Origin of the sequence: Kitasatospora sp. HUAS MG31 (assembly GCF_040571325.1) — a bacterium.
Lineage (GTDB): Bacteria > Actinomycetota > Actinomycetes > Streptomycetales > Streptomycetaceae > Kitasatospora > Kitasatospora camelliae.
Window position 1 is genome coordinate 2,575,290 of sequence record NZ_CP159872.1, and the last position, 25,742, is coordinate 2,601,031.

A 25,742-nucleotide genomic window follows, 5' to 3' on the forward strand; every position below is an offset into this window, starting at 1 on the left:
CGGGGTACGGCGGGCCCGGGAGGGGGAGTCGGGCCCGGCTCGGGGGACCTCAGCGCGGCGTGCTGGTCGCCGCTTCCAGCAGTTCGTCGACCCGGGTCGCGGAGAGCTTGAGACAGCGGCCGATCACGGCCAGCGCCGCGCGCTCCTGCGGCAGGTACCGCCCGTCGGCGAGGGCCACCCAGGCGCCCTGGGTGATCAGGCGCTCGCGCCCCTGCTGGGCGAGGTGCGGGGCGAGCGGTTCCAGGGCGGCGTGCAGCTCGACGGCGAGTCCGCTGGCGGCGCCGTCCACGTCCATCGGCTCGCCGCCGCCGTGGCCGGAGAGCGCGGCCAGTGCGGCCAGCACCTGGGCCTCGCCGCAGTCCTCGAAGCCGGCCTCGCGGATCACCGCGCAGGCGGCGTCCCGCCCGGCCCGGCTGCCGGTGCCGCCCGCCGCCAGAGCGGCGAGGGCGACGGTGTACTGGGCGTCGCGGAGCATCGCGCCGAGCCGGACGCAGGTCAGCTGCTCCAGAGCGTCGAGCCCGTACCGGCCGCGGCAGTTGGTGCACTGCACGCTGCGGACCACCGGCCCGAGCGGCAGCACCGGGGTGCCGAGCAGGCGCAGCCACCGGCGGCCGTGCTGGCGGCGGTAGTTGCGGTCCCCGCCGCAGCCGGGGCAGAAGAACTCACCGAGAACATCCGTCCGCCAGCGAGGGCGGACTCCCCACAACCCTGTCACGGCGCCACTCCCCAGACATGGCAGACGGCCTGCACTTCGGCGGGCAGGTCACGTGACCGGATCCCGGAGGCCGTCCCGCCGACCCCGAATCCGGTGCGTCGATGTTGCCACGGTTACCAGCACGTGTCAGCACCCCGAACGGGTGCCGGCGGGAATTTTTGTGACGCGGGCCACACTGCAGAGCAATTCCGCAGCCGACCCCCGACCCGCCCCCCAGCCGGACCCCACCACCACTCCGTCCACTCCCCCAGCCCCGCCCACCTCAACCCCACCCAACCCAACCCAGTCCGACCCGACTCCGACGCCACCCCCGGCCCCGGCCCCCGCCCCCGCCCCCGCCCCGACCGTCTCAACCCCAGCCCCGGGCACGCCGACGGGGAGCCACCCGCACAGGTGACTCCCCGTCAGAACGATGACCTCAGAACCTCAGAACACTGCCCTCGGAGCGGTGACCGCCTACCGCTGCGACCGGTTGACGGCGCTCACCAGCGCCTTCAGCGAGGCCAGCACGGTGTTGGCGTCGATGCCCACGCCCCACAGCACCTTGCCCTCGACCGCGCACTCGACGTACGCGGCGGCCTGGGCGTCGCCGCCCTCGCTCAGCGCGTGCTCGGCATAGTCCAGGACGCGGACGTCCACGCCGATCCCGGCCAGGGCGTTGACGAAGGCGGAGACCGGGCCGTTGCCGGTGCCGTTCAGGACGGTCGGCCGCCCGTCCACCACGGCCTCGGTGGACAGTACGTCCCGGCCGTCCTCGGTGGTCAGGCTGCGGGAGCCGCTCAGCGCGATCCGGCCCCACGGGTTCTCCGGGGTGGGCAGGTACTCGTCCTGGAAGACGGCCCAGATGTCGCCCGGGGTGACCTCGCCGCCCTCGGCGTCGGTCTTGGCCTGGATGATCCGCGAGAACTCGATCTGCATCCGGCGCGGCAGGTCCAGCTTGTGGTCGTTCTTCAGGACGTACGCGATGCCGCCCTTGCCGGACTGGCTGTTGACCCGGATGACCGCCTCGTAGCTGCGGCCGACGTCCTTGGGGTCGATCGGCAGGTACGGGACGCCCCAGGTGTAGTCCTCGACCGGGACCCCGGCGGCCTTGGCGTCGACCTCCAGCGCGTCGAAGCCCTTCTTGATCGCGTCCTGGTGCGACCCGGAGAAGGAGGTGTACACCAGGTCGCCGGCGTAGGGGTGGCGCTCGGGCACCGGCATCTGGTTGCAGTACTCGGCGGTGCGGCGGATCTCGTCGATGTCGGAGAAGTCGATCATCGGGTCGACGCCCTGCGAGAACAGGTTCATGCCGACGTTGACCAGGTCCAGGTTGCCGGTGCGCTCGCCCTGGCCGAACAGGCAGCCCTCGACGCGGTCGGCGCCGGCCATCACGGCCAGCTCGGCGGAGGCCACGCCGGTGCCGCGGTCGTTGTGCGGGTGGGTGGACAGGCAGACGAACTCGCGGCGGGACAGGTTCCGCGACATCCACTCGATCTTGTCGGCGTAGACGTTCGGGGTGGAGCGCTCGACCGTGGTCGGCAGGTTCAGGATGATCTCGCGGCCCTCACCCGGCTGCCAGACGTCCATCACCGCCTCGCAGACCTCCAGGGCGAAGTCCAGCTCGGTGTCGATGAAGATCTCGGGCGAGTACTCGTAGCCGAAGACGGTGTCCTCGCCCAGGATCTTGTCGGCGTACTCCATCACCAGGCGGGTGCCGTCGGCGGCGATCGCCTTGATGTCGTCCTTGCTGCCCTTGAACACCACCCGGCGGAACAGCGGGGAGGTCGCGTTGTACAGGTGGACGGTGGCCCGCGCGGCACCCTTCAGGGACTCCACGGTGCGCTCGATCAGGTCCTCGCGGGCCTGGGTCAGCACCGAGATGGTGACGTCCTCGGGGATCGCGCCCTCCTCGATCAGGGAGCGCACGAAGTTGAAGTCGGTGGCGCCGGAGGAGGGGAAGCCGACCTCGATCTCCTTGTAGCCCATCTTCACCAGCAGGTCGAACATCTTGCGCTTGCGGGCGGGCGACATCGGGTCGATCAGCGCCTGGTTGCCGTCCCGCAGGTCGGTGGACAGCCAGCGCGGCGCCTTGGTGATGACCTGGCTCGGCCAGGTGCGGTCCGGCAGGTCGACGGTGCCGAAGGGTACGTACCGGTGGAACGGCATTCCGGAGGGCTGCTGCCGGACGGAGGCGGCGGTGATCGGGGTGGGACGGTCGTTGAACGCGCGGGCGACGGACGACTGCTCGGTCATGGGTGGGCTCTCGGCTTCCCTGTCGATGGCGGTCTACGGTCGGGATCGCCACACTCCACTGGGGGCGCCCGACTGGGCCGACTGAATGCGCCGCATCGTGATCTGCGTGCACCACAACTCCCCGCGGCAAGGGAGCCGGCCTTCGTGGACTACAGGCCCTCGCCGCGGCAGCTAAGAAGAAGCAGCCCGTAACGCATGATGCTCCCCAGCGTAACCCAGCCCTCCGGGCACACGAAGTGAACCGCGCCACGATTCCACGTCGTGAGACGCCTCCACTTCCCGACGCCGACACCGACGCCAACACCGACGCCAACGCACCGCCATCGCGAACCACCGCGCCGCCAACGCCCCGCCGCCCCGCCGCCACCACGCCGCCACCACGCCGCCGCCGAGCCGCTCGAACATCTTCGCGACGCCCTCATGACAACGGGTCATCGATGCGCCACCCTGGGCGACATGACTCCCGCCATAGGACACTGCGCGATCGTTCCGCCGTACGTCCTCGACCGGCTCGCCGAGCAGGGTCACGGGGCCGCGCGGCGCTCCCTCGTCCTGGACGCCGTCCACCGCCAGGCCCGCCTCCTCCCCCCGGAACCGCGCGAACCGGCGCCGCGCCTCAGCCGTACCGTCTGCGACGCCGAGCACGACGAGCGGCTCCCGGGCCGCACCGTCCGGACCGAGGGCGGCGCGGGCGACGCCGACGCCTCCGTGGACCGCGCGTACGACGGACTCGGCGCCACCTTCGCGCTGTACGACGAGGTCTTCGGCCGGCACTCCATCGACGACGCCTACCTGCCGCTGGACGCCACCGTCCACTACGGGCGGGACTACGACAACGCCTTCTGGGACGGCAACCGGATGGTCTTCGGTGACGGCGACGGCGAGATCTTCGTCGACTTCACCAGCTGCCTGGACGTCATCGGGCACGAACTCGCCCACGGCGTCACGCAGTACACGGCGGGGCTGGAGTACATAAACCAGTCCGGCGCGCTCAACGAGTCGGTCTCCGACGTGTTCGGCTCGCTGGTCCGGCAGTACGCGCTCGGGCAGACCGCCGAGGAGGCGGACTGGCTGATCGGCGCCGGACTGCTCGCCCCGGGCGTCCGCGGGGTCGCGCTCCGCTCGATGAAGGCGCCGGGCACGGCGTACGACGACCCCCGGCTCGGCAAGGACCCGCAGCCCGGCCACTTCGACGGCTACGTGCGGACCCGGCGGGACAACGGCGGGGTGCACATCAACTCCGGGATCCCCAACCACGCCTTCCAGCTGCTGGCCACCGCGCTCGGCGGCCACGCCTGGGAGCGGGCCGGGCGGATCTGGTACGACACGCTGACCTCGGGCGACCTGGCCCCGAACACCGGGTTCGCGGCGTTCGCCCGGGCCACCGTGGCGGCGGCCCGGACCAGATTCGGCGAGGGCGAGGTCCCGGACGCGGTCACCGAGGCGTGGTCCCGGGTGGGGATCCGGAGCACGTGACACCGGAGGTCGCGTGCTACCGGGCGGTACACCTGCGGCGCTGCGTGGAGTCTGTGAAAAGACTCGGCAAAGCCGATCGGTGCGTAGCACACTGACAACCATGCGTATCCAGGTGACCCGGACCGGTGGGATCGCCGGCCTCGTCCGGCACGCCGAGTTGGACACCGCCGATCGCCGCGACGCGCCGCACGTGCACGCGCTCGCCCGTGAGGCGGTGGCCGGCGGCCTGCGCGCGCCCTCCTACGGGGTGCCGGACGGCTTCCACTACGAGATCACCGTCGACGGCCGCACGGTCTACTGCGCGGACCCGAAACTCACCGACTCCCAAAGGGAGTTGGTGAGTCTCGTCCTCCGCGAGGGGGCCTAGCCGGGCAGCCCCGAGGGCCACCCGGCCGTCTGACAGTCCGGCCGCCCGACAGCAGGGCCGGGCCCGCCGAGCAGTCGGGCCGGCCCGAGCGGCCGTCAGAAGCCCAGCTTCCGCAGCTGCTTGGGGTCGCGCTGCCAGTCCTTGGCGACCTTGACGTGGAGGTCGAGGTAGACCGGCGTGCCCAGCAACGCCTCGATATGCTTGCGGGCCGTGGTGCCGACGTGCTTGAGGCGGGAACCCCGGGCGCCGATGACGATGGCCTTCTGGCTCTGCCGCTCGATGAAGACGTTGGCGTGGATGTCCAGCAGCGGGCGGTCGGCCGGCCGGCCCTCGCGCGGGATCATCTCCTCGACCACCACCGCGAGCGAGTGCGGCAGCTCGTCCCGGACGCCCTCCAGCGCGGCCTCGCGGATCAGCTCCGCGACCATGATCTGCTCGGGCTCGTCGGTGAGGTCGCCGTCCGGGTAGAGCGGCTGGCCCTCGGGGAGCAGCTTGGTGATCAGCTCGCCGACCAGGGCGACCTGCTTGTCCCCCACCGCCGACACCGGGATGATCTCGGCCCACTCGATGCCGAGTTCGGCGCCCATCTGATGCACGGCGATCAGCTGCTCGGCGAGTCGCTTGGAGTCGACCAGGTCGGTCTTGGTGACGACGGCGACCTTGGGGGTCTTCTTGATCTCGGCGAGTTCCTTGGCGATGAACCGGTCGCCGGGGCCGATCTTCTGGTCGGCGGGCAGGCAGAAGCCGATCACGTCGACCTCCGCCCAGGTGCTGCGGACCAGGTCGTTGAGCCGCTCACCGAGCAGGGTGCGAGGCTTGTGCAGGCCGGGGGTGTCGACCAGGACGAGCTGGGCGTCCGGGCGGTGGACGATGCCGCGCACCGTGTGCCGGGTGGTCTGCGGACGGTCGGAGGTGATCGCGACCTTCGTCCCGACCAGGGCGTTGGTCAGGGTCGACTTGCCCGCGTTGGGACGGCCGACGAAGCACGCGAACCCGGAGCGGTACGGGGAGGAAGGGGCATTCATGCCCACCATTCTCCCTGATCATCGAAGCCGCACCGACAACCCGTACGACCACGCCGCCGCCGGCCTCCGCACCCCGCCACCACGACCTCCGCGCCGACACGGTCGCAGCCAGGGCACGGCGAGGGCACGGCCCCGGACGCGGTCCCCGATCCGGACGCGGCCCCGGCTCAGCCCTGCTTCCTCCCGCCGCTCAGCCCTGCTTCTTCCCGCCGCTCAGCCCTGCTTCTTCCCGCCGCTCAGCCCTGCTTCTTCCCGCCGGTCAGCCCGCCCACCAGGACCAGCACCAGCAGCGTCAGCGAGCCGGCCAGCCACCACGGTGAGCCGGTCTCCTTCCAGCGCCCCAGCCCCATCACGGTCAGCAGCAGCCCGGCGAAGAACGCCAGCACCCCCATCGTCGGCCCCTCCCCGGTCCGCACGGTCCGGGGTCAGGCTACCGTCCGCCCCACCCGGCGACCGGGGCGTGGTACCCCAGCGCGGTAACCCTGCCGGCGCGGTACCCCGGCCTGCGGGGTACCACCGCACACCGGGGGACCTCGAACAGCTCCGGAAGCGCCTCAGCGCGCCTCGGCGCGCAGCCGCAGGACCCCGTCCGGTCCGGCCAGCAGTACCGGGGTCCCGGCGCCGCCCAGGTCCCGCACGGCGGCCAGGTCGGCCTCGGCCGGCTCCCCGGCCTCGGTCACCACGGCGGCGGCCTCCAGGCCCTTGGCGCCGCTGGCCACGGCCATGGCGACGGCGGTCTGCAGGGCGCTGAGCCGCAGCGACTCCAGGGCCACCGTGCCGGCCACGTAGGTACGGCCGGTCTCGTCGCGTACGGCGGCGCCCTCGGGCACGCCGTTGCGGGCGCGGGCCGAACGCGCCAGCGTGATGATCTTCTTGTCCTCGGGGTCCACGTCAGTCAGCTCACTCATGGGCCCTGAGCATAGGCGTCCGGTGGACCGGGGCGTCGCGGTGTTCCGTTCCCGCGACGACCCGGCCCACCGGCGGGTCGGAAGGTCAGTGCCCGGTCGGCCTCGGCGGCCCCGGCCGGAGCACCTTGACGAACGTGGGCGGACCGGAGGGCAGCTCGTCCGGCTTCTCGTGGCGCTTGCGCCAGTACGGGTTGTCGTGCGGCAGGTGGCTGCTCACTCTGCCGTACATGCCGAAGGTCACCACCGCGAAGCCGAAGACGAAGCTGAAGATCACGTTGGAGATCTGGAAGGCCAGCCGGTTGGCGCTGCTGTCGAGCACCATCAGCCCGACGAAGCCGGCCAGGATGAACAGCAGGCCCATGATCATGTTGAGGTTGGACGCGAAGTTCCCACCGATGATCGCGCCGATGATCAGCACGCCGCCGGCGACGAGCGACAGCACGCTCAGCGCGCCGTTGCTGGAGAGGCCGAACACCTCCTTGCCCTCGGTGTCGAAGATGCCCGGGTGAGTCCCGGTCAGGCCGAGGATTCCGAAGACCACCAGGAAGACCCCGCCGAGGCCGGCGGTGAACCGGTAGACCTGGCTGAGCCGGTGGTCGACGGGCAGTTCGTCTTGCAGTTTCATGGGGCCTCCACCCGGGGGCGGTTATCCGTGGTCGGGTACCCGTCGACGGGTACCCGGCGGTCGGTCGGCTATCCGTGTCCTTCGGCTGTCCGTGCCGTTCGGCTGTCCGTGTGGTCCGACTATCCCTGGTCGACGCGAAGGTACGGCACCTCGTGGATGTAGAGGGAACCGCACTGCTGGCAGGTCCTGAGGCCGGTGCCCCAGAGGTGCTCGGGCTTCGACTCGGCGTCGGGATCGATGTCCGCGCCGCACATGCCCTCGGTCGGGTTGCCGTCCCGGACGACGTGCCACTTGACCACCCCGCCGGTCCGGCCCGCCGGTCCGTACTCCGCGCGTAGCTGATGTGCCATGCCTTCATGGTCTTCAGGCCGCCGGTGGGCGGTCAAACGGAACCCGTCCGACCCCTGGGACACCGTGGCCCGGAGGGGATCCCCCTCCGGGCCACGGTGTCCAAACACGTGCCGGGCTCGCGCACCCGCGCCGGGTCCACGGATCCACCGGCCTCAGGACCGGGACTGCTCGCTCTCCCGCTCCACGTCCTCGCCCTCGTCGCCGCCCCGGACGGGGGCGGCGACCAGGGTGCCGATCCGGTTGCGGCGGCCGGCCGCGCTCTCCGCCGAGAGCCGGATCGACACCAGGTCGGTCACGCCCTCGTCCGGCACCGGGATCTCGCAGGAGGAGCCGGGGATCGGCACCCGCCCCAGGTGCTTGGCGAGCAGACCGCCGACCGTCTCCACGTCCTCGTCGGCCAGCTCCAGGCCGAACAGCTCGCCGAGGTCCTCGACCAGCAGCCGGGCGGTGATCCGGTACGAGCCGTCCCCGAGGTCCTCGACCGGGGCGATCTCCCGGTCGTACTCGTCGGTGATCTCGCCGACGATCTCCTCCAGGATGTCCTCGATGGTGACCAGGCCGGCGGTGCCGCCGTACTCGTCGATCACGATCGCCACGTGCGAGCGCATCTGCTGCATCTCGCGCAGCAGGTCGCCGGCCGGCTTGGAGTCCGGGACGAAGACCGCCGGGCGCATCACCGCGGCCACCGGCTCCGACTCGGTGTCCCGGTTGACGTGGGTGCGCCGGACCAGGTCCTTGAGGTAGACGATGCCGACCACGTCGTCCTCGTTGTCGCCGACCACCGGGATCCGGGAGAAGCCGGAGCGCAGCGCCAGGGTGAGGGTCTGGCGGACGGTCTTGTGCCGCTCGATCATCACCAGGTCGGTGCGCGGCACCATCACCTCGCGGACGATGGTGTCGCCCAGTTCGAAGACCGAGTGCACCATGCGGCGCTCCTCGTCCTCGATCAGGTCGTCCTTCTCGGCGAGGTCGACCAGGGCGCGCAGCTCCGCCTCGGAGGCGAACGGCCCCTCCTTGTACCCCTTGCCGGGGGTCAGCGCGTTGCCGAGCAGGATCAGCAGCCGCGGGATCGGGCCGAGGATCCGCGCCAGCGGCAGCAGCACGAAGGAGGCGGCGGTGGCCGTGGTCAGCGGGTGCTGGCGGCCGATGGTGCGTGGCGAGACGCCGACGGCGACGAAGGAGACCAGCACCATCACGCCGATCGCCAGCAGCACCGCCTGCCAGGTCTTGTCCAGCGAGCGGACGCTGACCACGGTGACCAGCACCGCCGCCGCCATCTCGCAGGCCACCCGGATCAGGGTGGCCAGGTTGAGGTAGCGGATGGAGTCCGCGGTCAGTGCCAGCAGCCGGTCGGAGCCGCGCCGGCCGGCCCGGGCTGCCTCCTCGGCGCGGAACCGGGAGATCCGGGAGATGCCGGCCTCGGCGCAGGCGGCCAGCCAGCCGAGGCCCACCAGCAGGAGAGCCCCGATCAGGAAGCTCGTACTCTCACCACTCACAGACGGCCGGCCCTCAGTGGGTGGTCGGCGCCGGGGAGATCCCCGACAGCCCGCGACCGGCCCGCCAGCCGTCCAGGATCCGCTTCTGCAGCGCGAACATCTCGCGCTCCTCCTCCGGCTCCTCGTGGTCGTACCCGAGCACGTGGAGGACGCCGTGGACGGTGAGCAGCTGCAGCTCCTCGTCCATGGAGTGCTTGGACGGGGCCTCCTGGCCCTGCTTCTCGGCGACCTCGGGGCAGAGCACGATGTCGCCGAGCAGGCCCTGCGGGAGTTCCTCCCCCTCCTTGCCGGGACGCAGCTCGTCCATCGGGAAGGACATCACGTCGGTGGGGCCGGGCAGGTCCATCCACTGGACGTGCAGCTCCGCCATCGCGTCGCTGTCCACCAGGATCACGGACAGCTCGGACTGCGGGTGGATCCGCATCTTGTCGAGGGCGTAGCGGGCGACGTCGAGGACGGATTCCTCGTCGACGTCCCAGCCGGACTCGTTGGCGATGTCGATCGACATGGAGGGTTCGTGACTCAGCTTTCGGTGCGATGGGACTGGCGGGGCGCGCGCGGCCCGCCGGGCTTTCCGGGTCGGCGCTGGACGGGCTTGCGGCCGCCGGGGGCCTCGTCGGCCTCCTGCTGGGCGTCCCAGCGCTCGTAGGCGTCCACGATCCGGCTCACCAGCTTGTGGCGGACCACGTCGGTGCTGGTCAGGACGGAGAAGTGGATGTCGGGGACGTCCGCGAGGATCTCCTGGACGACCTTGAGGCCGCTCCTGGTGCCGCTGGGCAGGTCGATCTGAGTGGTGTCACCGGTGACCACCACCCGGGAGTTGAAGCCCAGGCGGGTGAGGAACATCTTGATCTGCTCGGGCGAGGTGTTCTGGGCCTCGTCCAGGATGATGAAGGCGTCGTTGAGGGTGCGGCCGCGCATGTACGCCAGCGGAGCCACCTCGATGGTGCCGGCGGCCATCAGCCGCGGGATGGAGTCCGGGTCCATCATGTCGTGCAGCGCGTCGTAGAGCGGGCGCAGGTACGGGTCGATCTTCTCGTAGAGGGTGCCGGGCAGGAACCCGAGCCGCTCGCCCGCCTCGACGGCCGGGCGGGTCAGGATGATCCGGTTGACCTCCTTGGCCTGCAGCGCCTGGACGGCCTTGGCCATCGCCAGGTAGGTCTTGCCGGTGCCGGCCGGACCGAGGCCGAAGGTGATGGTGTGCTTGTCGATCGCGTCGACGTAGCGCTGCTGGTTGAGGGTCTTGGGGCGGATGGTGCGGCCCCGGTTGGACAGGATGTTCGCCGTGAAGACCTCGGACGGCGCCGGGTGCGCCGGGTCGTCCTGGGCACTCCTGAGCATCGCGATGGAACGCTCCACGGCGTCCTCCGTCAGGGGTTGGCCGGTGCGCAGCACCAGCATCATCTCGTTGAAGAGCTGCTCTACGAGCTTGACCTCGGCGCGGCTGCCGCTGGCGGTCACCTCGTTGCCCCGGACGTGGATGTCGGCGTCCGGAAAGCCGCGCTCGATCACTCGCAGGAGCGAGTCGCCCGCGCCCAGCAGGGTGACCATCGGGTGCTTCTCCGGAATGACGATCCGGGTGCTGGCCGCCGCTTCGGGGCGCTGCTGTCCGTTGGGTCGGGTCTGCGGTGTGTCACTCATGGGTCGGCGCTTCGGCCTGCCTCATCCCAATCCGTCGTGTCGTGATGGCGCTCGGGCTCTCCGGGTCACCAGGGTACGCCGCGCGGGTGTTCGCCGGGGCGGCGCGGCGCCCCGTCCGTCACAGCGATGGTCTGCCGGATCACCCGCAGACGCGAGCGATTTTTCGGTGCGGCGCGGCCACCGACGCGCTCACCGGCCACATCACCGCCGCGATCACCGGCTCGGTCACCGGCGCGGGGGCACGGGCACCCGGACCAGGTCCTCGGCGACCACGATCTCGCCGTCGAACTGCTTGCGGGCCTCGGCCAGGTGCTGGTCCAGGTCCGGGTAGCGCTGGGAGAAGTGGGTGAGCACCAGGGTGCGGACGCCCGCCTCGGCGGCCACCCGGGCGGCCTGGGCGGCGGTGAGGTGGCCGTGCTCCTCGGCGAGGTGGGCGTCCGCCTCGGCGAAGGTCGCCTCGATCACCAGCAGGTCGGCGCCCTCGGCGAGTTCGCCGACGCCGTCGCACAGCCGGGTGTCCATCACGAAGGCGAAGCGCTGGCCCGGCCGGGCCTCGCTGACCTCGTCCAGGGTGACCATCCGCCCGTCCAGCTCGATCCGACCCTCCTGCTGGAGCCGTCCCACGGCCGGGCCGTGCAGCCCGAGGGCCCGCAGCGCCTCCGGGCGCATCCGGCGACTGTCCGGCTCGACCAGCCGGTAGCCGAAGGACTCCACCGGGTGCGACAGCCGGACGGCCTCCAGCGCGAACGGGGCGCCGGGCGCCTCCAGCGGGCCCGGGTCGATGATCGGGCGCGGCCGCACCGAGGCGGTCTCGTAGTAGGCCGAGGCGTACCGCAGCCGTTCGAAGAACGCCTCGCCCGAGGCGGGGTAGTAGGCGTCCACCGGGTGCGGAACGCGGTCCAGGTTGATCCGCTGGAGGATGCCGGCCAGGCCCAGGCAGTGGTCGCCGTGGAAGTGGGTGACCGCGATCCGGGTGATGCCGGTGGCGGTGACCCCGGCCTGCAGCATCTGCCGCTGGGTGCCCTCGCCCGGGTCGAACAGCAGGCCCTCGCCGTCCCAGCGGAGCAGGTAGCCGTTGTGATTGCGGTGGCGGGTGGGCACCTGGCTGGCGGTGCCGAGGACGACGAGTTCGCGCTGGGACACGGATCAGACCATGCCCTCGCGGAGCGGCTTGCCGCCGAGGATGTGGACGTGGGCGTGGAAGATGGTCTGGCCCGCCCCGGCACCGGTGTTGAAGATCATGCGGTAGTCCTCGATGCCCTCCTCCCTGGCGACCTCGGCGGCCTCGGTGAGGAGTTCGGCGGCGATCGCCGGCTCGGCGGCGGCCAGCGCGGCGGCGTTCGGGTAGTGCACGTGCGGGATGACCAGGACGTGGGTCGGCGCCTGCGGGTGGATGTCGCGGAAGGCGATGGTGTCCGCGGTCTTCCGGACGACCGTGGCCGGGATCTCGCCCGCCACGATCTTGCAGAACAGGCAGTCGTGCTGCGGCTCGCCGGCCATCACGGTCTCCTCGCGCTGATCGATCGTCATTACGCAGCGCAGCCTAGTGCACCCCGTCCACCGCAGAAGGGCGCGTGGGGGGACCTCCCGGCTCGCGGCCGGGAGGTCCCCCCCACGCGCCCCTGAGAGCACCCGCCGGGTGCCTACGGCATCGGCGGCGGGGTCTTGGCCGGGGTGGCGTCGAGCGCGACGAGGGCGATCCGGACGGCCTCCTGGAGCTGGGGGTCGCGGCCGGCGGCCCAGTCGTGCGGCGCGATCGGCACCTCGACATCCGGGTCCACCCCGTGGTTCTCCACACCCCAGCCGTACCCCTCCATCCAGAAGGCGTACTTGGGCTGGGTGACCGCGGTGCCGTCCACCAGGCTGTAGCGGCCGTCGATGCCGATCACGCCGCCCCAGGTGCGGGTGCCGACCACCGGTCCGATGCCGAGCGCCTGGATGGCTGCGTTGATGATGTCGCCGTCCGACCCGGCGAACTCGTCGGCCAGGGCCACCACCGGCCCGCGGGGCGCGTCGCCGGGGTACGGCATCGGGTGGGCGAGGTCGCGCGCGGTGTCCCAGCCGACGATCCGGCGGCCGAGCTTCTCGATGATCAGCTGCGAGGTGTGGCCGCCGCGGTTCTCCCGGAGGTCGACGACGACGCCCTCCTTGGCCATCTCCACCCGCAGGTCGCGGTGGAGCTGGGCCCAGCCGGCGCTCTGCATGTCGGGGATGTGCAGGTAGCCGAGCCGTCCGCCGGACAGCTCCCGGCACTCGGCGCGGCGGCCGGAGACCCAGTCGTGGTACCGGAGGGCCTCCTCGTCGGCGAGCGGGACGACCACCGGGTGGCGTTCACCGGTGCCGTCCTTGCCGGCCACGGTGAGTTCGACCGGCTGGCCGGCGGTGCCGGCGAGCAGCGGGGCGGGGCCGGTGACCGGGTCGACCGGGCGGCCGTTGACGGCGATGACGGCGTCGCCGGGGCGGACCGCGACGCCGGGGGCGGCCAGCGGGGAGCGGGCCCTCGGGTCGGAGGACTCGCCGGGCAGGATCCGGCCGATCCGCCAGCGGTCGCCGTCCTTGACCAGGTCGGCGCCGAGCAGGCCCTGGCGGCGGGCGGCCTCGGAGCCGCGGCCGGGCGGGATGACGTAGGCGTGCGAGGTGCCGAGTTCGCCGACGGTCTCCCAGAGCAGGTCGACCAGGTCGGAGTGCGAGCCGACCCGGTCCACCAGCGGGCGGTACCGGGCGAGGGCGCCCGCCCAGTCGACGCCGCCGAGGTCCGCGCGCCAGAAGTTGTCGCGCATCAGGCGGCCGTTCTCGTCGAACATCTGGCGCCACTCGGCGGCGGGGTCGACGGTGACCCGGATCCGGGTGAGGTCGACGTCCGTGTCCTCGTCGTCGCCCGCCTTGTGGCCGGCCGGGAGGATCCGCAGGTCACCCTCGTCGACGACGGCGATCCGGGCGCCGTCGCCGCTGACCGCGAAGCCGTCCAGCTCGGCGACCAGCTGCTCAGCGCGGCGCTTGCGCAGGTCGAACCGCTCCAGCGCGGGGCGCGGGTGCTCGTCCTCCAGCGAGGCGGCGCTGTCGCCGAGTTCACCGAGCAGCGGGTGCCGGGTCCACAGCACGCCGTCCTTGGCGGCGCGCAGGGTGCCGAACCGGCCGCCCTCGACCGGGAAGGGGATGATCCGGTCGGCGATGCCCTCCAGGTCGACCCGGGTGACGGGCGCGGCGTCCTCCTTCGACGCTCCGCCGTCCTTCGCGTCGCCGTCACTGCCCTTCGCGTCGCCGTCACCGTCCTTCGCACCGCCGTCCTGCGCGGCCTCGCCGGTATCCCCCGCCTCGGCGGGCTTCGCCGGGGTGGCCGGGGCGGTGGCCGCGGGCTCGTCCTCCTCGCCGTCCACCGGCCGGCCGGCGCGCTGCGGGCCGAACGGGGACGGGGTGTCGGCGGCCAGGGTGATCAGGTACGGCCGGGCGCCGGTGGGGAAGGACAGGTCGAAGACGTGCACGTCGTAGACCGGGTCGAAGTTGCGGACCGAGAGGAAGGCCAGGTGCTTGCCGTCCGCGGTGAAGGCCGGCGAGTAGTCGGTGAACCGCTGCTGGGTGACGGCGCTGACCGTCCGGCCGGCCAGGTCGGCCAGCATGATCTGGCGCATGCCCCACGGGCCGAGCACCGGCTGGGACCAGGCGAGCCACCCCGAGTCGGGGCTGAACGTCAGGCCGGAGACGTCGCCGTCGCCGCTGCGGGCCAGCTCGTGCACCTCGCCGTCGGCGAGGTGCACCAGCAGCACCCGGCCGTCGTGGGCGGCCACCGCGGCCTGCCGGCCGTCCGGGGAGACGGTCAGCCCGAGCACCCGGCCGAGCCGGCCGGAGGCCAGCCGGCGGCGCTCGGCGCCGAGCACGGCGGGCGCGTACTCCAGGGCGTCGTCGCCCTCGGCGTCGGTCACCCAGAGCACGCCCTGGGCGCCGTCCTCGCCGGGGACGACCCTGGCCGACCTGGCCCGGACGCCCGGGGTCTCGTCCAGCACCCGGGCGGGGCCCTCGCGGTGGGTCAGCCAGTGGACGGTGCCGCGCACCACCACGGCGGCGGCGCGGCCGGTGCGGTCCGGGGCGACGGACTCCAGGTGGCTGGCGGCGTGCGTCGGGTGCGGCTGGCGGCGGGTCCGCGGGCCGGCCGGGCGGACGTCCAGGCGCCGGGGTTCGGCGCCGTCCAGGTCGTCGAGCAGCCAGAGTTCGCCGGCGCTGTGCCAGATCACCCGGCGGCCGTCGGTGCTGGCGTTGCGGGCGTAGAACCCGGCCGCGTGCGGGTCGCCGCCGCCGTGCCGGCGCAGGTCGGTGCCGTCCGGGAGGCTGGAGTAGAGGCCGGCGACGCCCTCGTGGTCGGAGAGGAAGGCGATCCGGTCGCCGACCCAGAGCGGGCAGTCGAGCTGGCCGTCCAGGTCGGCGTGCACCCGCTCGAAGCGGTCCGCGCCGATCCACAGCTTGCCGACCAGCCCGCCGCGGTACCGCTTCCAGTAGGCGGGCTCCATGCTGCCGGCGGAGAGCAGCAGCGCCCGGTCGCCGCCGGGCTCCAGCGCGAGCCCGCCGATCGGTCCGTACGGCAGCCGGGTCGGCTCGCCGCCGTCCAGCGGGACGGCGAACGCCCAGGAGCTGCGGGCGGTGGCCTGCCCGGCGGTGGTCACCGCGATCGGGCGGCCGTCGGCCGTCCAGCCGCGCAGCCCGGTGCGCGGGCTGCCCCAGTACGTCAGCCGCCGGGACGGGCCGCCCTCAGCGGGGGCGACGTGGATCTCGGGTGCGCCGTCCCGGGTGGAGGTCCAGGCGATCAGGCGGCCGTCCGGCGAGAACCTCGGCCGGCTGACCGGCACCTGGTCCGCCGTCAGGCGCCAGGCCCGTCCGCCCTCGATCGGGGCCAGCCAGACGTCGTCCTCGGCGACGAAGGTGACCAGGTCTCCGTGCAGATGCGGATGGCGCAGGTAGGCGCCCTGGGGTTCGCTCACAGGCCCACCATAGGCAGGCGGACCGGCCCCGATGAAGGTTTCCGGGCAAACCGTCCGCCGGGCGGTCGGGACCGCGGACGCAGGAGCCGGGGACCGCCGGCTCAGGACCAGCGGCCGGTCCGCCCCAGCAGCAGCGCGCCGGCGGCCACCCCCGCCGTGGAGGTCCGCAGCACCGAGGGGCCCAGCCGGTACGGCTTCGCGCCGGCCTCGGCGAAGGCGGCCAGCTCCTCCGGCGCGACCCCGCCCTCCGGTCCGACGACCAGCACGATGTCCCCGCTCCCCGGCAGCGGGGCGGTGGCCAGTGGCTCGGCGCCGTCCTCGTGCAGCACGGCGGCCAGCGCGGCCTGTCCGAGCAGCGGCGCCAGCTGGCGGGTCGTTATCAGCTCGCGGACCTCGGGGAACCGCAGCCGGCGGGACTGCTTCCCGGCCTCCCGGGCGGTCGCCCGCCACTTGGCCAGCGCCTTGGCGCCGCGGTCGCCCTTCCACTGCGTGATGCAGCGGGACGCGGCCCACGGGATCACCACGTCGACGCCGACCTCGGTCATCGTCTCCACGGCCAGCTCGCCGCGGTCGCCCTTGGGCAGCGCCTGGACCACCACGATCCGCGGGCTCGGCTCCGGCTCGGCGCGGACCTCCAGCACGGTGACGTCCAGCGCGTCCTTGCCGTGGACGGCGGCCACCGTGCCGTCCACCCCGAGACCCTGCCCGTCGGCCAGGGTCACCGCCTCGCCGGCCTCCAGCCGCTTCACCGCGGCGGCGTGCCGCCCCTCCGCACCGTCCAGCCGGACCAGCGCCCCGGGCGCGGCGGCGGCCAGCACCGCGGTCTCGACGACGAACACGGGCGCGGTCACGGGATTTCCTCTCGGAGGTGGTGAAGCGGAACAGGGGCGCGTGCGGGCACCTCCCGCCCGAAGGCCGGGGTGCCCCCGCGCGCCCCTGGGTGCTCCGAGCAGCAGAGGTGCTCCGAGCAGCGGGCCTCAGCGGCCGTTGAAGGCGTCCTTCAGGCGGGAGAACAGCCCCTGCTGGCCCGGTGCGAACTGCCCGGACGGCCGCTCCTCCCCGCGCAGCATGGCGAGCCGCCGCAGCAGATCCTCCTGCTCCGGGTCGAGCTTGGTGGGCGTCTGCACCTCGACATGCACTATCAGGTCGCCCCGGCCGCCCCCGCGCAGGTGGGTGATGCCCCGCCCGTGCAGCGGGATCGACTGGCCGGACTGCGTGCCCGGGCGGATGTCGACCTCCTCCAGCCCGTCCAGGGTCTGCAGCGGCACCTGGGTGCCGAGCGCCGCGGCGGTCATCGGGATGGTGACCGTGCAGTGCAGGTCGTCGCCGCGCCGCTGGAAGACCGCGTGGCTGGTCTCGGCGATCTCCACGTACAGGTCGCCGGCCGGGCCGCCGCCGGGGCCGACCTCGCCCTCGCCGGCCAGCTGGATCCGGGTGCCGTTGTCCACACCGGCGGGGATCTTCACGGTGAGGGTGCGGCGGGCCCGGACACGGCCGTCGCCGGCGCACTCCGGGCACGGGGTCGGCACCACGGTGCCGAAGCCCTGGCACTGCGGGCAGGGACGGGAGGTCATGACCTGGCCCAGGAAGGACCGGGTGACCTGGGAGACCTCGCCCTTGCCGCGGCACATGTCACAGGTCTGCGCGGAGGTGCCGGGCGCGGCGCCCTCGCCGGAGCAGGTGGTACAGGTGACGGCCGTGTCGACCTGGAGTTCCTTGGTGGTGCCGAAGGCGGCCTCCTCCAGGGTGATCTCCAGGCGGATCATGGCGTCCTGGCCGCGCCGGGTCCGCGAGCGCGGGCCGCGCTGGCCGGCCGCGGCGCCGAAGAAGGCGTCCATGATGTCGGAGAACCCGAAGCCCGCCGCGCCGGCGCCGAATCCGCCCGCGCCCGCACCGCCGCCGTTGGGCGACAGCGGGTCGCCGCCGAGGTCGTACACCTGCCGCTTCTGCGGGTCGGAGAGCACCTCGTAGGCGGCGTTGATCTCCTTGAACCGCTCCTGCGTCTTCGGGTCCGGGTTGACGTCCGGGTGCAGTTCTCGGGCGAGGCGCCGGAACGCCTTCTTGATCTCGTCCTGCCCCGCGTCGCGTCGGACGCCGAGTACCGCGTAGTAGTCCGTGGCCACCAAATGCTCCGGTTGTTCCGCTGATGAAGTGCTTGCGCTGGTCACCGCTGGTCCGCCAGCGGCCCGCCCCTACGACTCGGCCAGGATCTGGCCCACGTACCGTGCCACCGCTCGCACCGCCCCCATTGTGCCCGGGTAATCCATCCGGGTCGGACCGATCACCCCGAGCTTCGCCACGCTCTGGTCGCCCGAACCGTAGCCGACGGACACCACGGAGGTGGAATTGAGCCCCTCGTAGGCGTTCTCGTGGCCGATCCGGACCGTCATCGCGGAGTCCGCCGTCTCACCCAGCAGGCGGAGCAGGACGACCTGCTCCTCCAACGCCTCCAGCACCGGCTGGATGGTGAGCGGGAAGTCGTGTCCGAAGCGGGTCAGGTTGGCGGTGCCCGCCAGCATGATCCGCTCCTCGTTCTGCTCGGCCAGGGTCTCGAAGAGCGTGGCCAGGATCGTGGTCACGGTCGGCCGGTCGCCGGGTTCGAAGCCGGACGGGAGGTCCTCCAGCGCGGTGGGCACCTCCGGCAGGCGGCGGCCCTGGGACTTGGCGTTGAGCTTGGCCCGCAGGTCGGCCAGGACGGTCTCGCCGACCGTTCCCGGGCAGTCCACGATGCGCTGCTCGACCCGGCCGGTGTCGGTGATCAGCACCAGCATGACCTTGCTAGGGGTCAGCGGGACGAGCTCGATGTGGCGGACGGTGGAGCGGGTGAGCGAGGGGTACTGGACCACCGCGACCTGCCGGGTCAGCTGCGCCAGCAGCCGGACCGTCCGGGCCACCACGTCGTCCAGGTCGACCGCGCCCTCCAGGAAGTGCCGGATGGCGCGCCGCTCGGGCGGCGTCATCGGCTTCACCTCGGCGAGGCGGTCGACGAACAGGCGGTAGCCCTTGTCGGTGGGGATCCGGCCGGCGCTGGTGTGCGGCTGCTGGATGTACCCGTCGTCCTCCAGGGCGGCCATGTCGTTGCGGACGGTGGCCGGGGAGACGCCGAGGTTGTGACGCTCGACCAGGGCCTTGGAGCCGACCGGCTCCTCCGTCCCGACGTAGTCCTGGACGATCGCCCGCAGCACCGCCAGGCGCCGCTCGTCCAGCGGGCGGACGGGGCGCGTGTCGAGCAGGCGACCGTCGGACTTCGCCTCGTCCGGCATGGCACGCACCTCCGTGCCTTCCTCGCTGGTCGGCTGTCTCGCTGGCCTGGCACTCCGGAAGGCAGAGTGCCAGAACAGTACCTGCCAGTGTAAGGCCCGGCCTCCGCCGCAGGAACGGTCGGCCCACGTGATCCTCGTCGGATTCCGGGAAGGAGAACTCCGGGGGGAATCAGGGTGCGGGAATGGTGCCCGGCGACCCGCGCGGTGGCAGCATCGAAAGCAGCGACTCACTGGGAGGAGCGGCGATGACGACGTCACAGCGGCAGTCCAGGTTCGCGCCCGACCGCGGGCTGACCGGTCGCATGGTCACCACGATGTTCCTGATCGGCCTGGTGTACGTCGGATTCACCGGGCTGCTGATCGCGCTGCTGCGCGGCGCGTGGCCACTGATCGTGCTGCTGTCCGCCGGGCTGTTCGTGGCCCAGTTCTGGTTCAGCGACAAGATCACCGAGCGGGCCATGGGCGCCCGCGAGGCGACCCCGGAGGAGTACCCCCAGCTGCACGGCACGATCGACCGGCTGTGCGCGCTCGCCGACATGCCCAAGCCCCGGGTCGCGGTGGCCCGCAACGACATGCCGAACGCCTTCGCCACCGGCCGGAAACCGGAGAAGGCCGTGGTCTGCGTGACCACCGGCCTGCTGCGCCGGCTGGAGCCCGAGGAGCTGGAGGGCGTGCTCGCCCACGAGCTGTCGCACGTGGCGCACCGGGACGTGGCCGTGATGACGGTGGCCGGCTTCCTCGGCGTACTGGCCGGCGTGGTCACCCGGGCCGCGCTCTACGGCGGCTTCCTCGGCGGCAACCGCAACAGCAACGACCCCAACACCGCGATCGCCCTGGTGCTGATCCCGCTGGTCAGCATGGTGGTGTACGCGATCAGCTTCCTGCTCACCCGGATGCTGTCGCGCTACCGGGAGCTGGCCGCCGACCGGGCCGCGGCCCAGCTGACCGGCCGGCCGAGCGCGCTGGCGTCGGCGCTCACCAAGGTCACCGGGCGGATCGCCGCGATCCCGACCGAGGACCTGCGCAAGGCGCAGCCGTACAACGCCTTCTACTTCGCGCCGGCGCTGAGCCCGAAGGACGTCGCCTCGCAGCTGCTGTCCACCCACCCGTCGCTGGAGCAGCGGCTGGCGCAGCTGGAGCGGCTCTCGGCGGAGCTCGGCCGCTGACCGCGGCGGGGGCCGATCGCGAGAGCACCCGATCACCCGATCACCCGGAACGACGGACGAGGAGACGAGGAGCGGCACCGGTGGGATTCCTGGACGCGTTGTTCGGCCGGACCAAGCCGGTCCGGCCCGATCTCGACCAGCTGTTCGGGGTGCCCTCGGCGGCGGTGACGCTGGAGGCGGCGGCCGGCTTCCTGCCGACCGGGCTGGGCTCGGTGTGCTTCGCCGCGGTGGAGGGCGGGGCCTTCGCCGAGGTGCAGGACCAGGTCCGGCGGCTGCTGGACGCGGACACCGCGCGCGGCGGGGTGCCGGTGGAGGCCTCCCGGGACGGGTACGGCTACTCCTGGCTGCTGGCCCGGCACGCGCCCGGGGAGCTGGCCGAGCTGGTCAACGACCTGCACGCGGTCAACAGCGAGCTGGAGGCGAACGGCTTCGGCCCGCAGCTGCTGTGCTCCCTGGTGACCTTCCGCGACGCGCAGGGGCAGCCGCTGGCGCTGGTGTACCTGTACAAGCGCGGCACCTTCTACCCGTTCGCGCCGGTGCCGGGCGGCGGGGAGCGCCGCAACAGCCCGCTGGAGCTGCAGGTGAAGGCGATGCTCGGCAACGACCTGCGGCTGGAGCCCGACCTGAGCCGCTGGTTCCCGGTGTGGGGGGCGCCCGGGCTGTGACGGCCCGTCGGGCGGTCCGGGGAGACCGGCGGTCCGGGGAGACCGGCGGCTTCGGGGAAACCGGTGGCAGGGCCGGCCGGACGGGCCGTACGCTGCCGGGCTGTGATCGACTGGACCCTCCTCGCCACCCTGCCGCCGACCCCCGAGCGGATCCGCCGGGTGAGTCTGGCCCTGCGCTCCCCCGACCCGGCCGAGCGGGACGACCACGCGTACGCCCAGCTCTGCCGCTGGGTGCCGGAGCTGGACGAGCCGGAGCGGCGGGCCCTCGGTGACGCGATGGCCGAGCGGTTCACCGACCCGGAGGTCCAGGCACGGACCTTCGCCCCGCTGATCCTGACGAAGATCGTCGAGGCGGGCACGTACGACCCGGCCTGGCTGGCCGCGTTCGCCCGCTGGTACCCGGCCGAGACCGATCTGCGCGGCCATGACGCCGAACTGGGGTGGCTGCACGCGGTGGCGCACGGCGCGGACCTGCTGGGCGCCTTCGGCCGCTGTCCCGGGACCGATCCGGTGGCGCTGCTGGAGCTGGCGGTGGCCCGCCTGCTGGCGCCGACCGACCACGTCCTGGACGCGATGGAGGACGACCGGCTGGGCCACGCGATCGGCCTGGCGCTGACCCGTCAGGAGCTCACCGAGCAGGGCTCGACGGCCTGGCTGGAGCCGATCGCCGCGGAATTCCGGGCCGGCCGGCCCGGCCCCGTCCCGGCACACGCCTCCAACACCATCCGCACGCTGCGGGTGGTCTACCTGCTCGCCGACCGCGGGGTACGGCCGGACCGCCGCGGGTCGGCCGCCGAGCCGCTGCGGCACGCGGAGGCCGTCCGGTCCCGGGTCGCCGAGGTGCTGTCGATCACCTCCCCGTACGCGGGCTGAGCCGCCCGCCTGGACGCCCGGACGCCCGGACGCCGGGCCGCCGCGCCGGTGGCCCGCCGCGCCGGGGCCGGGCGGTGTGACGCGTACTCAGGTCTCGTAGACTCCGTCGGATGCGCAGCAGGCAGTACGGCCCGGACCTGACCCCTCCCTGGAAGCGGCAACAGCCCGCCCCCGAGGTGGCGGCCGAGCGCGACCTGGTGGTGGAGGAGGCGGCCACCGGCTTCTGCGGCGCGGTGGTGCGCTGCGAGAAGACCGCCGAGGGGCTGACCGTCACCCTGGAGGACCGGTTCGGCAAGCACCGGGTCTTCCCGATGGTGCCGCGCGGCTTCCTGCTGGACGGGCGGGTGGTGACCCTGGTCCGGCCGGCCGCGGCCGCCCCGGCGCGCGGGCCGGCGCTGACCGCCTCGGGCTCGGTCGCCGTCCCCGGCGCGCGGGCCCGGGTGGCCCGGGAGTCCCGGATCTACGTGGAGGGCCGGCACGACGCCGAGCTGGTCGAGCGGGTCTGGGGCGACGACCTGCGGATCGAGGGCGTGGTGGTCGAGTACCTGGAGGGCGTGGACCACCTGCCCGCGGTGGTCGCCGAGTTCGCCCCCGGCCCGGGCCGCCGGCTGGGCGTCCTGGTGGACCACCTGCTGCCGGGCACCAAGGAGCACCGGATCGCCGCACAGGTGAGCGGCGAGGCGGTGCTGGTGGTCGGCCACCCGTACGTGGACGTCTGGCAGGCCGTCAAGCCGTCGAGCGTGGGCATCCCCGGCTGGCCGGAGGTGCCGCGCGGGGAGGTCTGGAAGGAGGGCGTCTGCCGCCGCCTGGGCTGGCCGGTGGACCCGCCCGCCGCGTGGAAGCGCGTCCTCGCCTCGGTGGACTCCTACCGGGACCTCGAACCGGCCCTGCTCGGGCGGGTCGAGGAGCTGATCGACTTCGTCACCGCCGGCTGACCGCCGGCCGATTCCGTTGCCCCACAGGGCAGCTGGCATGACTTCGACAACTTGATGACGCGTCAGTAACATTCCACGGGTGAACAACTCCACCACCCGCACGTTGGGGCTGTCCGCTCTCGCGACCGCCCTCCTGCTGAGCGTCTCCGCCTGCGCCACCCCGGCCACCCGAAACGCCTCGGCCGACCGGCCCGCCCCCGCCCTCACCGCCGAGGCGGTGGACGGGATCCGGGCCGATGCCCCCGCCCTGGTGGTGAGCGCCGCCCAACCCGGCCCTCAGCAGACCGCCGTGGTCACCCCCAGCCCCACCGGTCCGGCCCCCACCGGCACCGCCCGCAACGTCAAGCTGGCCTCCTACGACCCCGCCACCGGCACCGCCGTCCTGGCGGCGGCCGACACCATAGCCCCGGCGGGCGGCGGCACCCCGGCCCCCGGCGCATCCGCCACCGGCGCCTCCGCCTCGAAGGCCGCCCCGGCCCCGGGGAAGTCGGCCGGCCCGTCCGCCTCCGCTGCCCCGAGCACGGCCGGCACGCCCTCCGCCGCCTCCTCCTCCGCCGCCTCGCAGGCACCGCAGGAGGTCCGGGCCGGGCAGCTGATCGCCAGCCCGCCGACCGCCGCCGCGCCGCAGGGCGCGCTGCTCGCCGTCACCGCCGTCCAGCCCAAGGGCGACGGCACCGTCACCGCCAGCACCCGCCCGGCCACCCTGCCGGAGCTGCTCGGCGGTGCCGAGGCCGACGGCAAGGTCGCCGTCGACCCGCACGCCGTCTCGGTCAAGCCGCTGGTCAAGGACGTCAAGGTGTCCTTCGCCGCCGACCTCGGCGGGGTCAACGCCGACGCGGCCGGCACCCTCCAGCTGGACGTCCAGGCCCCCATCCCGCTGCCCGGCGGCGCCAACGCCCAGGCCAGCGGCTCGGTCAGCATGCGGCCCGCCGTGCACTTCGCGTACCACGGCGCCCGGGTCGGCGCTCCGCGCACCGCCTCGGTCGGCTTCGACCTCGGCGCCCACGCCCAGTGGAAGGTCAACGGCGAGCTCAGCAAGGGCACCGGCAAGCCGCTGCGGGTGCCGCTCGCCGAGCTGCACGCCGACCCGGTGCTCAACGTCGGCGGCCTGCCCGTGGTGGTGAACCTCGGCCTCACCGCCTACCTGGAGATCAGCGCCGACGGCACCGTCTCCGTGGAGGTGGAGCAGGAGTTCGACGGCGGCTGGAACGTCAAGGCCGACTACGCGGGCGACCGCGGCTGGAGCCCGCTCACCAAGGAGGGCGACACCAAGGTCTCCCCGGTCCGGGCCAAGCTGTCCGGCAAGGCCGACGTCAAGGCCGCGCTCGGCGCGGAGGTGAGTGTCGGTCTCTACGGTGCGGTGGGCGTGGAGGCCGTCGTCAAGCCGTATCTGCTGGCCCGCGCGGAGGGCGCCGTGGCGCTCGACAGCAAGAACGGGGTCACCCAGGCCAACGGCACGCTCGGGCTGTACGGGGGCGTCGACCTGACGGGGGCGCTGACGGCCCACCTGAAGATCTTCGGCACCCCGGTGATCGAGGGCCGCGTCCCGCTCCCCGTGCTCCACCGCGAGTGGCCGATCAAGACCTTCTCGAAGACCGGCTGACGGGCTGACGAGCCCACCCGGGGGCGCGGGGGACCGCGCGCAGCAGGAGGACGCCGACGTGGCGCCCTGCCGTCGCGCGCGGCCCCCGCGCCCCTGTCCGTGTGCCGGCCGGCGCTCCTCAGTCGGCCGCCGCGCCCGGGAGCGGTCCGGGCGGCTCTGACGGCCGGTGCCGGGCGGCCGGCGCCCGCCCGGTCAGTCGACCAGGTCGCGGACCACGCCGTCGGCCAGCAGCCGTCCGCGCAGCGTGAGCGCGGCGCGCCCGTCGGCGTGGGCGGCGGGGTCGAGCAGCCCGTCGGCGAGGGCGCGGTCGGCGGCGGCGCGCCCGTCGGCGGTGAGCAGGTCCAGCGGGCAGCCGTCGACCAGCCGGAGTTCCAGCAGGATCCGCTCGACCCGGCGGTCCTCCTCGGCGAGGAGCTCGCGGCCCAGTGCCGGGGTGCGTCCCTCGGCGAGGGCCTGGGCGTAGGCGGCGGGGTGCTTGGCGTTCCACCAGCGGACGCCGCCGACGTGGCTGTGTGCGCCCGGCCCGGCGCCCCACCAGTCGGCGCCGGTCCAGTACAGCTCGTTGTGCCGGCAGCGGCCGGCCTCGGTGGTGGCCCAGTTGGAGACCTCATACCAGGCGTAGCCGGCCTTGCCGAGGGCCTCGTCCGCGATCAGGTACCGGTCCGCGTGCACGTCGTCGTCGATCATCGGGAGTTCGCCGCGCTTGACCCGGGCGGCCAGCCGGGTGCCGTCCTCGACGATCAGCGAGTAGGCGGAGACGTGGTCGGGGCCGGCGCCGATCGCGGCGTCCAGGGAGGCCCTCCAGTCGTCGTCCGACTCCCCGGGGGTGCCGTAGATCAGGTCCAGGTTGACGTGCTCGAAGCCGGCCGCGCGGGCCTCGGCGACGCAGGCCTCGGGGCGGCCCGGGGTGTGGTGCCGGTCGAGCAGCTGGAGGACGTGCGGCCGGGCGCTCTGCATGCCGAAGGAGATCCGGTTGAACCCGCCCTCGCGCAGCTCGGCCAGGTAGGCGGGGCCGACCGACTCGGGGTTGGCCTCGGTGGTGACCTCGGCGTCGGGGGCGAGGCCGAACTCGTCGCGGATCGCGGCGAGCATCCGGACCAGGTCCCGGGCGGGCAGCAGGGTGGGCGTGCCGCCGCCGAGGAAGACGGTCCGCACCGGCAGGTCGGTGTCGCCGAGGACCCGCCGGGCCAGGCGCACCTCGGCGACCAGGTTGTCGGCGTAGGTGTCCTGGGAGGCCACCGTCCCCGAGGAGCGGAGCTCGGTGGCGGTGTAGGTGTTGAAGTCGCAGTACCCGCAGCGGCTGGCGCAGTAGGGCACGTGCACGTAGAAGCCGAACGGCCGCGAGCCGAGCCCGGTGAGGGCGGATGCGGGCAGGGAACCGTCGGACGGCACGGGCTCGCCGTCGGGGAGTGCGGAGGGCATGACCCC

At 73.3% G+C, this 25,742-nt stretch carries 24 protein-coding genes; 7 read left to right on the top strand and 17 right to left on the bottom strand.

The window, feature by feature from the left end; translation table 11 throughout:
* Nucleotides 1-49: 49 nt before the first annotated feature.
* Together ABWK59_RS11615 and leuA are read right to left on the bottom strand one after the other, a co-directional pair.
* Complete coding sequence (locus tag ABWK59_RS11615; protein WP_354640263.1) at nucleotides 50-715, bottom strand: TerB family tellurite resistance protein; 666 nt, start codon at nucleotides 713-715, stop codon at nucleotides 50-52.
* A 456-nt stretch (nucleotides 716-1,171) separates the two neighbouring features.
* On the bottom strand, nucleotides 1,172-2,950 hold the full coding sequence (leuA, locus tag ABWK59_RS11620) for a 2-isopropylmalate synthase (RefSeq protein WP_354640265.1): 1,779 nt from the start codon (nucleotides 2,948-2,950) through the stop codon (nucleotides 1,172-1,174).
* A gap of 456 nt (nucleotides 2,951-3,406) precedes the next feature.
* Here leuA and ABWK59_RS11625 point away from each other — a divergent pair, with 456 nt between their 5' ends.
* A complete protein-coding gene (locus ABWK59_RS11625; RefSeq protein WP_354640267.1) occupies nucleotides 3,407-4,426 on the top strand; it encodes a M4 family metallopeptidase in 1,020 nt (339 codons plus the stop codon).
* A gap of 100 nt (nucleotides 4,427-4,526) precedes the next feature.
* The gene (locus ABWK59_RS11630) at nucleotides 4,527-4,793 is read left to right on the top strand and encodes a protealysin inhibitor emfourin (RefSeq protein WP_354640269.1); all 267 of its coding nucleotides are present in this window, start codon (nucleotides 4,527-4,529) and stop codon (nucleotides 4,791-4,793) included.
* A gap of 95 nt (nucleotides 4,794-4,888) precedes the next feature.
* Here the strand turns inward: ABWK59_RS11630 and era are convergent, their stop codons facing one another.
* The 14 genes from era to hrcA form a co-directional block, all read right to left on the bottom strand.
* Complete coding sequence (gene era / locus ABWK59_RS11635; RefSeq protein ID WP_354640271.1) at nucleotides 4,889-5,818, bottom strand: GTPase Era; 930 nt, start codon at nucleotides 5,816-5,818, stop codon at nucleotides 4,889-4,891.
* 236 nt (nucleotides 5,819-6,054) lie between these two features.
* The gene (locus ABWK59_RS11640; protein WP_354640272.1) at nucleotides 6,055-6,210 is read right to left on the bottom strand and encodes a hypothetical protein; all 156 of its coding nucleotides are present in this window, start codon (nucleotides 6,208-6,210) and stop codon (nucleotides 6,055-6,057) included.
* A gap of 162 nt (nucleotides 6,211-6,372) precedes the next feature.
* Nucleotides 6,373-6,726 carry a cytidine deaminase gene (locus ABWK59_RS11645; RefSeq protein WP_354640274.1) on the bottom strand — a complete coding sequence of 118 codons (354 nt, stop codon included), beginning with the start codon at nucleotides 6,724-6,726 and terminating at the stop codon, nucleotides 6,373-6,375.
* A gap of 85 nt (nucleotides 6,727-6,811) precedes the next feature.
* Nucleotides 6,812-7,351 carry a DUF4383 domain-containing protein gene (locus ABWK59_RS11650; RefSeq protein ID WP_354640275.1) on the bottom strand — a complete coding sequence of 180 codons (540 nt, stop codon included), beginning with the start codon at nucleotides 7,349-7,351 and terminating at the stop codon, nucleotides 6,812-6,814.
* Nucleotides 7,352-7,470: 119 nt separating this feature from the next.
* The gene (locus tag ABWK59_RS11655; RefSeq protein ID WP_354640276.1) at nucleotides 7,471-7,701 is read right to left on the bottom strand and encodes a hypothetical protein; all 231 of its coding nucleotides are present in this window, start codon (nucleotides 7,699-7,701) and stop codon (nucleotides 7,471-7,473) included.
* Between the two features lie 153 nt (nucleotides 7,702-7,854).
* Nucleotides 7,855-9,198 carry a hemolysin family protein gene (locus tag ABWK59_RS11660; RefSeq protein WP_354640278.1) on the bottom strand — a complete coding sequence of 448 codons (1,344 nt, stop codon included), beginning with the start codon at nucleotides 9,196-9,198 and terminating at the stop codon, nucleotides 7,855-7,857.
* A gap of 13 nt (nucleotides 9,199-9,211) precedes the next feature.
* The gene (ybeY, locus tag ABWK59_RS11665; RefSeq protein ID WP_354640280.1) at nucleotides 9,212-9,706 is read right to left on the bottom strand and encodes an rRNA maturation RNase YbeY; all 495 of its coding nucleotides are present in this window, start codon (nucleotides 9,704-9,706) and stop codon (nucleotides 9,212-9,214) included.
* Nucleotides 9,707-9,720: 14 nt separating this feature from the next.
* Nucleotides 9,721-10,839: a PhoH family protein gene (locus ABWK59_RS11670; RefSeq protein ID WP_420492768.1), complete on the bottom strand. Its 1,119-nt coding sequence runs from the start codon at nucleotides 10,837-10,839 to the stop codon at nucleotides 9,721-9,723.
* A gap of 225 nt (nucleotides 10,840-11,064) precedes the next feature.
* Entirely contained in the window at nucleotides 11,065-11,982 is a 918-nt protein-coding gene (locus tag ABWK59_RS11675) for a ribonuclease Z (protein ID WP_354640282.1), read from the bottom strand.
* A 3-nt stretch (nucleotides 11,983-11,985) separates the two neighbouring features.
* On the bottom strand, nucleotides 11,986-12,339 hold the full coding sequence (locus ABWK59_RS11680; RefSeq protein ID WP_354644916.1) for an HIT domain-containing protein: 354 nt from the start codon (nucleotides 12,337-12,339) through the stop codon (nucleotides 11,986-11,988).
* A 143-nt stretch (nucleotides 12,340-12,482) separates the two neighbouring features.
* Nucleotides 12,483-15,809 (bottom strand): S41 family peptidase, encoded by a 3,327-nt coding sequence (locus tag ABWK59_RS11685; protein WP_354640284.1) that lies wholly within the window; start codon nucleotides 15,807-15,809, stop codon nucleotides 12,483-12,485.
* A 101-nt stretch (nucleotides 15,810-15,910) separates the two neighbouring features.
* Entirely contained in the window at nucleotides 15,911-16,660 is a 750-nt protein-coding gene (locus tag ABWK59_RS11690) for a 16S rRNA (uracil(1498)-N(3))-methyltransferase (protein ID WP_354640286.1), read from the bottom strand.
* Between the two features lie 126 nt (nucleotides 16,661-16,786).
* On the bottom strand, nucleotides 16,787-17,932 hold the full coding sequence (dnaJ, locus tag ABWK59_RS11695; RefSeq protein WP_354640288.1) for a molecular chaperone DnaJ: 1,146 nt from the start codon (nucleotides 17,930-17,932) through the stop codon (nucleotides 16,787-16,789).
* A gap of 69 nt (nucleotides 17,933-18,001) precedes the next feature.
* Nucleotides 18,002-19,072 (bottom strand): heat-inducible transcriptional repressor HrcA, encoded by a 1,071-nt coding sequence (gene hrcA, locus ABWK59_RS11700; protein ID WP_354640290.1) that lies wholly within the window; start codon nucleotides 19,070-19,072, stop codon nucleotides 18,002-18,004.
* Nucleotides 19,073-19,317: 245 nt separating this feature from the next.
* Between hrcA and htpX the strand changes: the two genes are divergently transcribed.
* From htpX to ABWK59_RS11725, 5 genes are all read left to right on the top strand, one after another.
* Nucleotides 19,318-20,238, top strand: a complete 921-nt coding sequence (gene htpX, locus ABWK59_RS11705; protein WP_354640292.1) for a zinc metalloprotease HtpX — start codon at nucleotides 19,318-19,320, stop codon at nucleotides 20,236-20,238.
* A gap of 80 nt (nucleotides 20,239-20,318) precedes the next feature.
* Nucleotides 20,319-20,903 (top strand): PspA-associated protein PspAB, encoded by a 585-nt coding sequence (pspAB, locus tag ABWK59_RS11710; protein ID WP_354640293.1) that lies wholly within the window; start codon nucleotides 20,319-20,321, stop codon nucleotides 20,901-20,903.
* A gap of 102 nt (nucleotides 20,904-21,005) precedes the next feature.
* On the top strand, nucleotides 21,006-21,776 hold the full coding sequence (locus ABWK59_RS11715; protein WP_354640295.1) for a DUF2785 domain-containing protein: 771 nt from the start codon (nucleotides 21,006-21,008) through the stop codon (nucleotides 21,774-21,776).
* A gap of 110 nt (nucleotides 21,777-21,886) precedes the next feature.
* Entirely contained in the window at nucleotides 21,887-22,711 is an 825-nt protein-coding gene (locus ABWK59_RS11720; RefSeq protein ID WP_354640296.1) for a DUF3097 domain-containing protein, read from the top strand.
* Nucleotides 22,712-22,790: 79 nt separating this feature from the next.
* Nucleotides 22,791-24,314: a hypothetical protein gene (locus ABWK59_RS11725; protein ID WP_354640298.1), complete on the top strand. Its 1,524-nt coding sequence runs from the start codon at nucleotides 22,791-22,793 to the stop codon at nucleotides 24,312-24,314.
* Nucleotides 24,315-24,506: 192 nt separating this feature from the next.
* On the opposite strand, the gene hemW is transcribed toward ABWK59_RS11725, so the two are convergent.
* Nucleotides 24,507-25,736 (bottom strand): radical SAM family heme chaperone HemW, encoded by a 1,230-nt coding sequence (hemW, locus tag ABWK59_RS11730; RefSeq protein WP_354640300.1) that lies wholly within the window; start codon nucleotides 25,734-25,736, stop codon nucleotides 24,507-24,509.
* Between the last annotated feature and the right edge of the window lie 6 nt (nucleotides 25,737-25,742).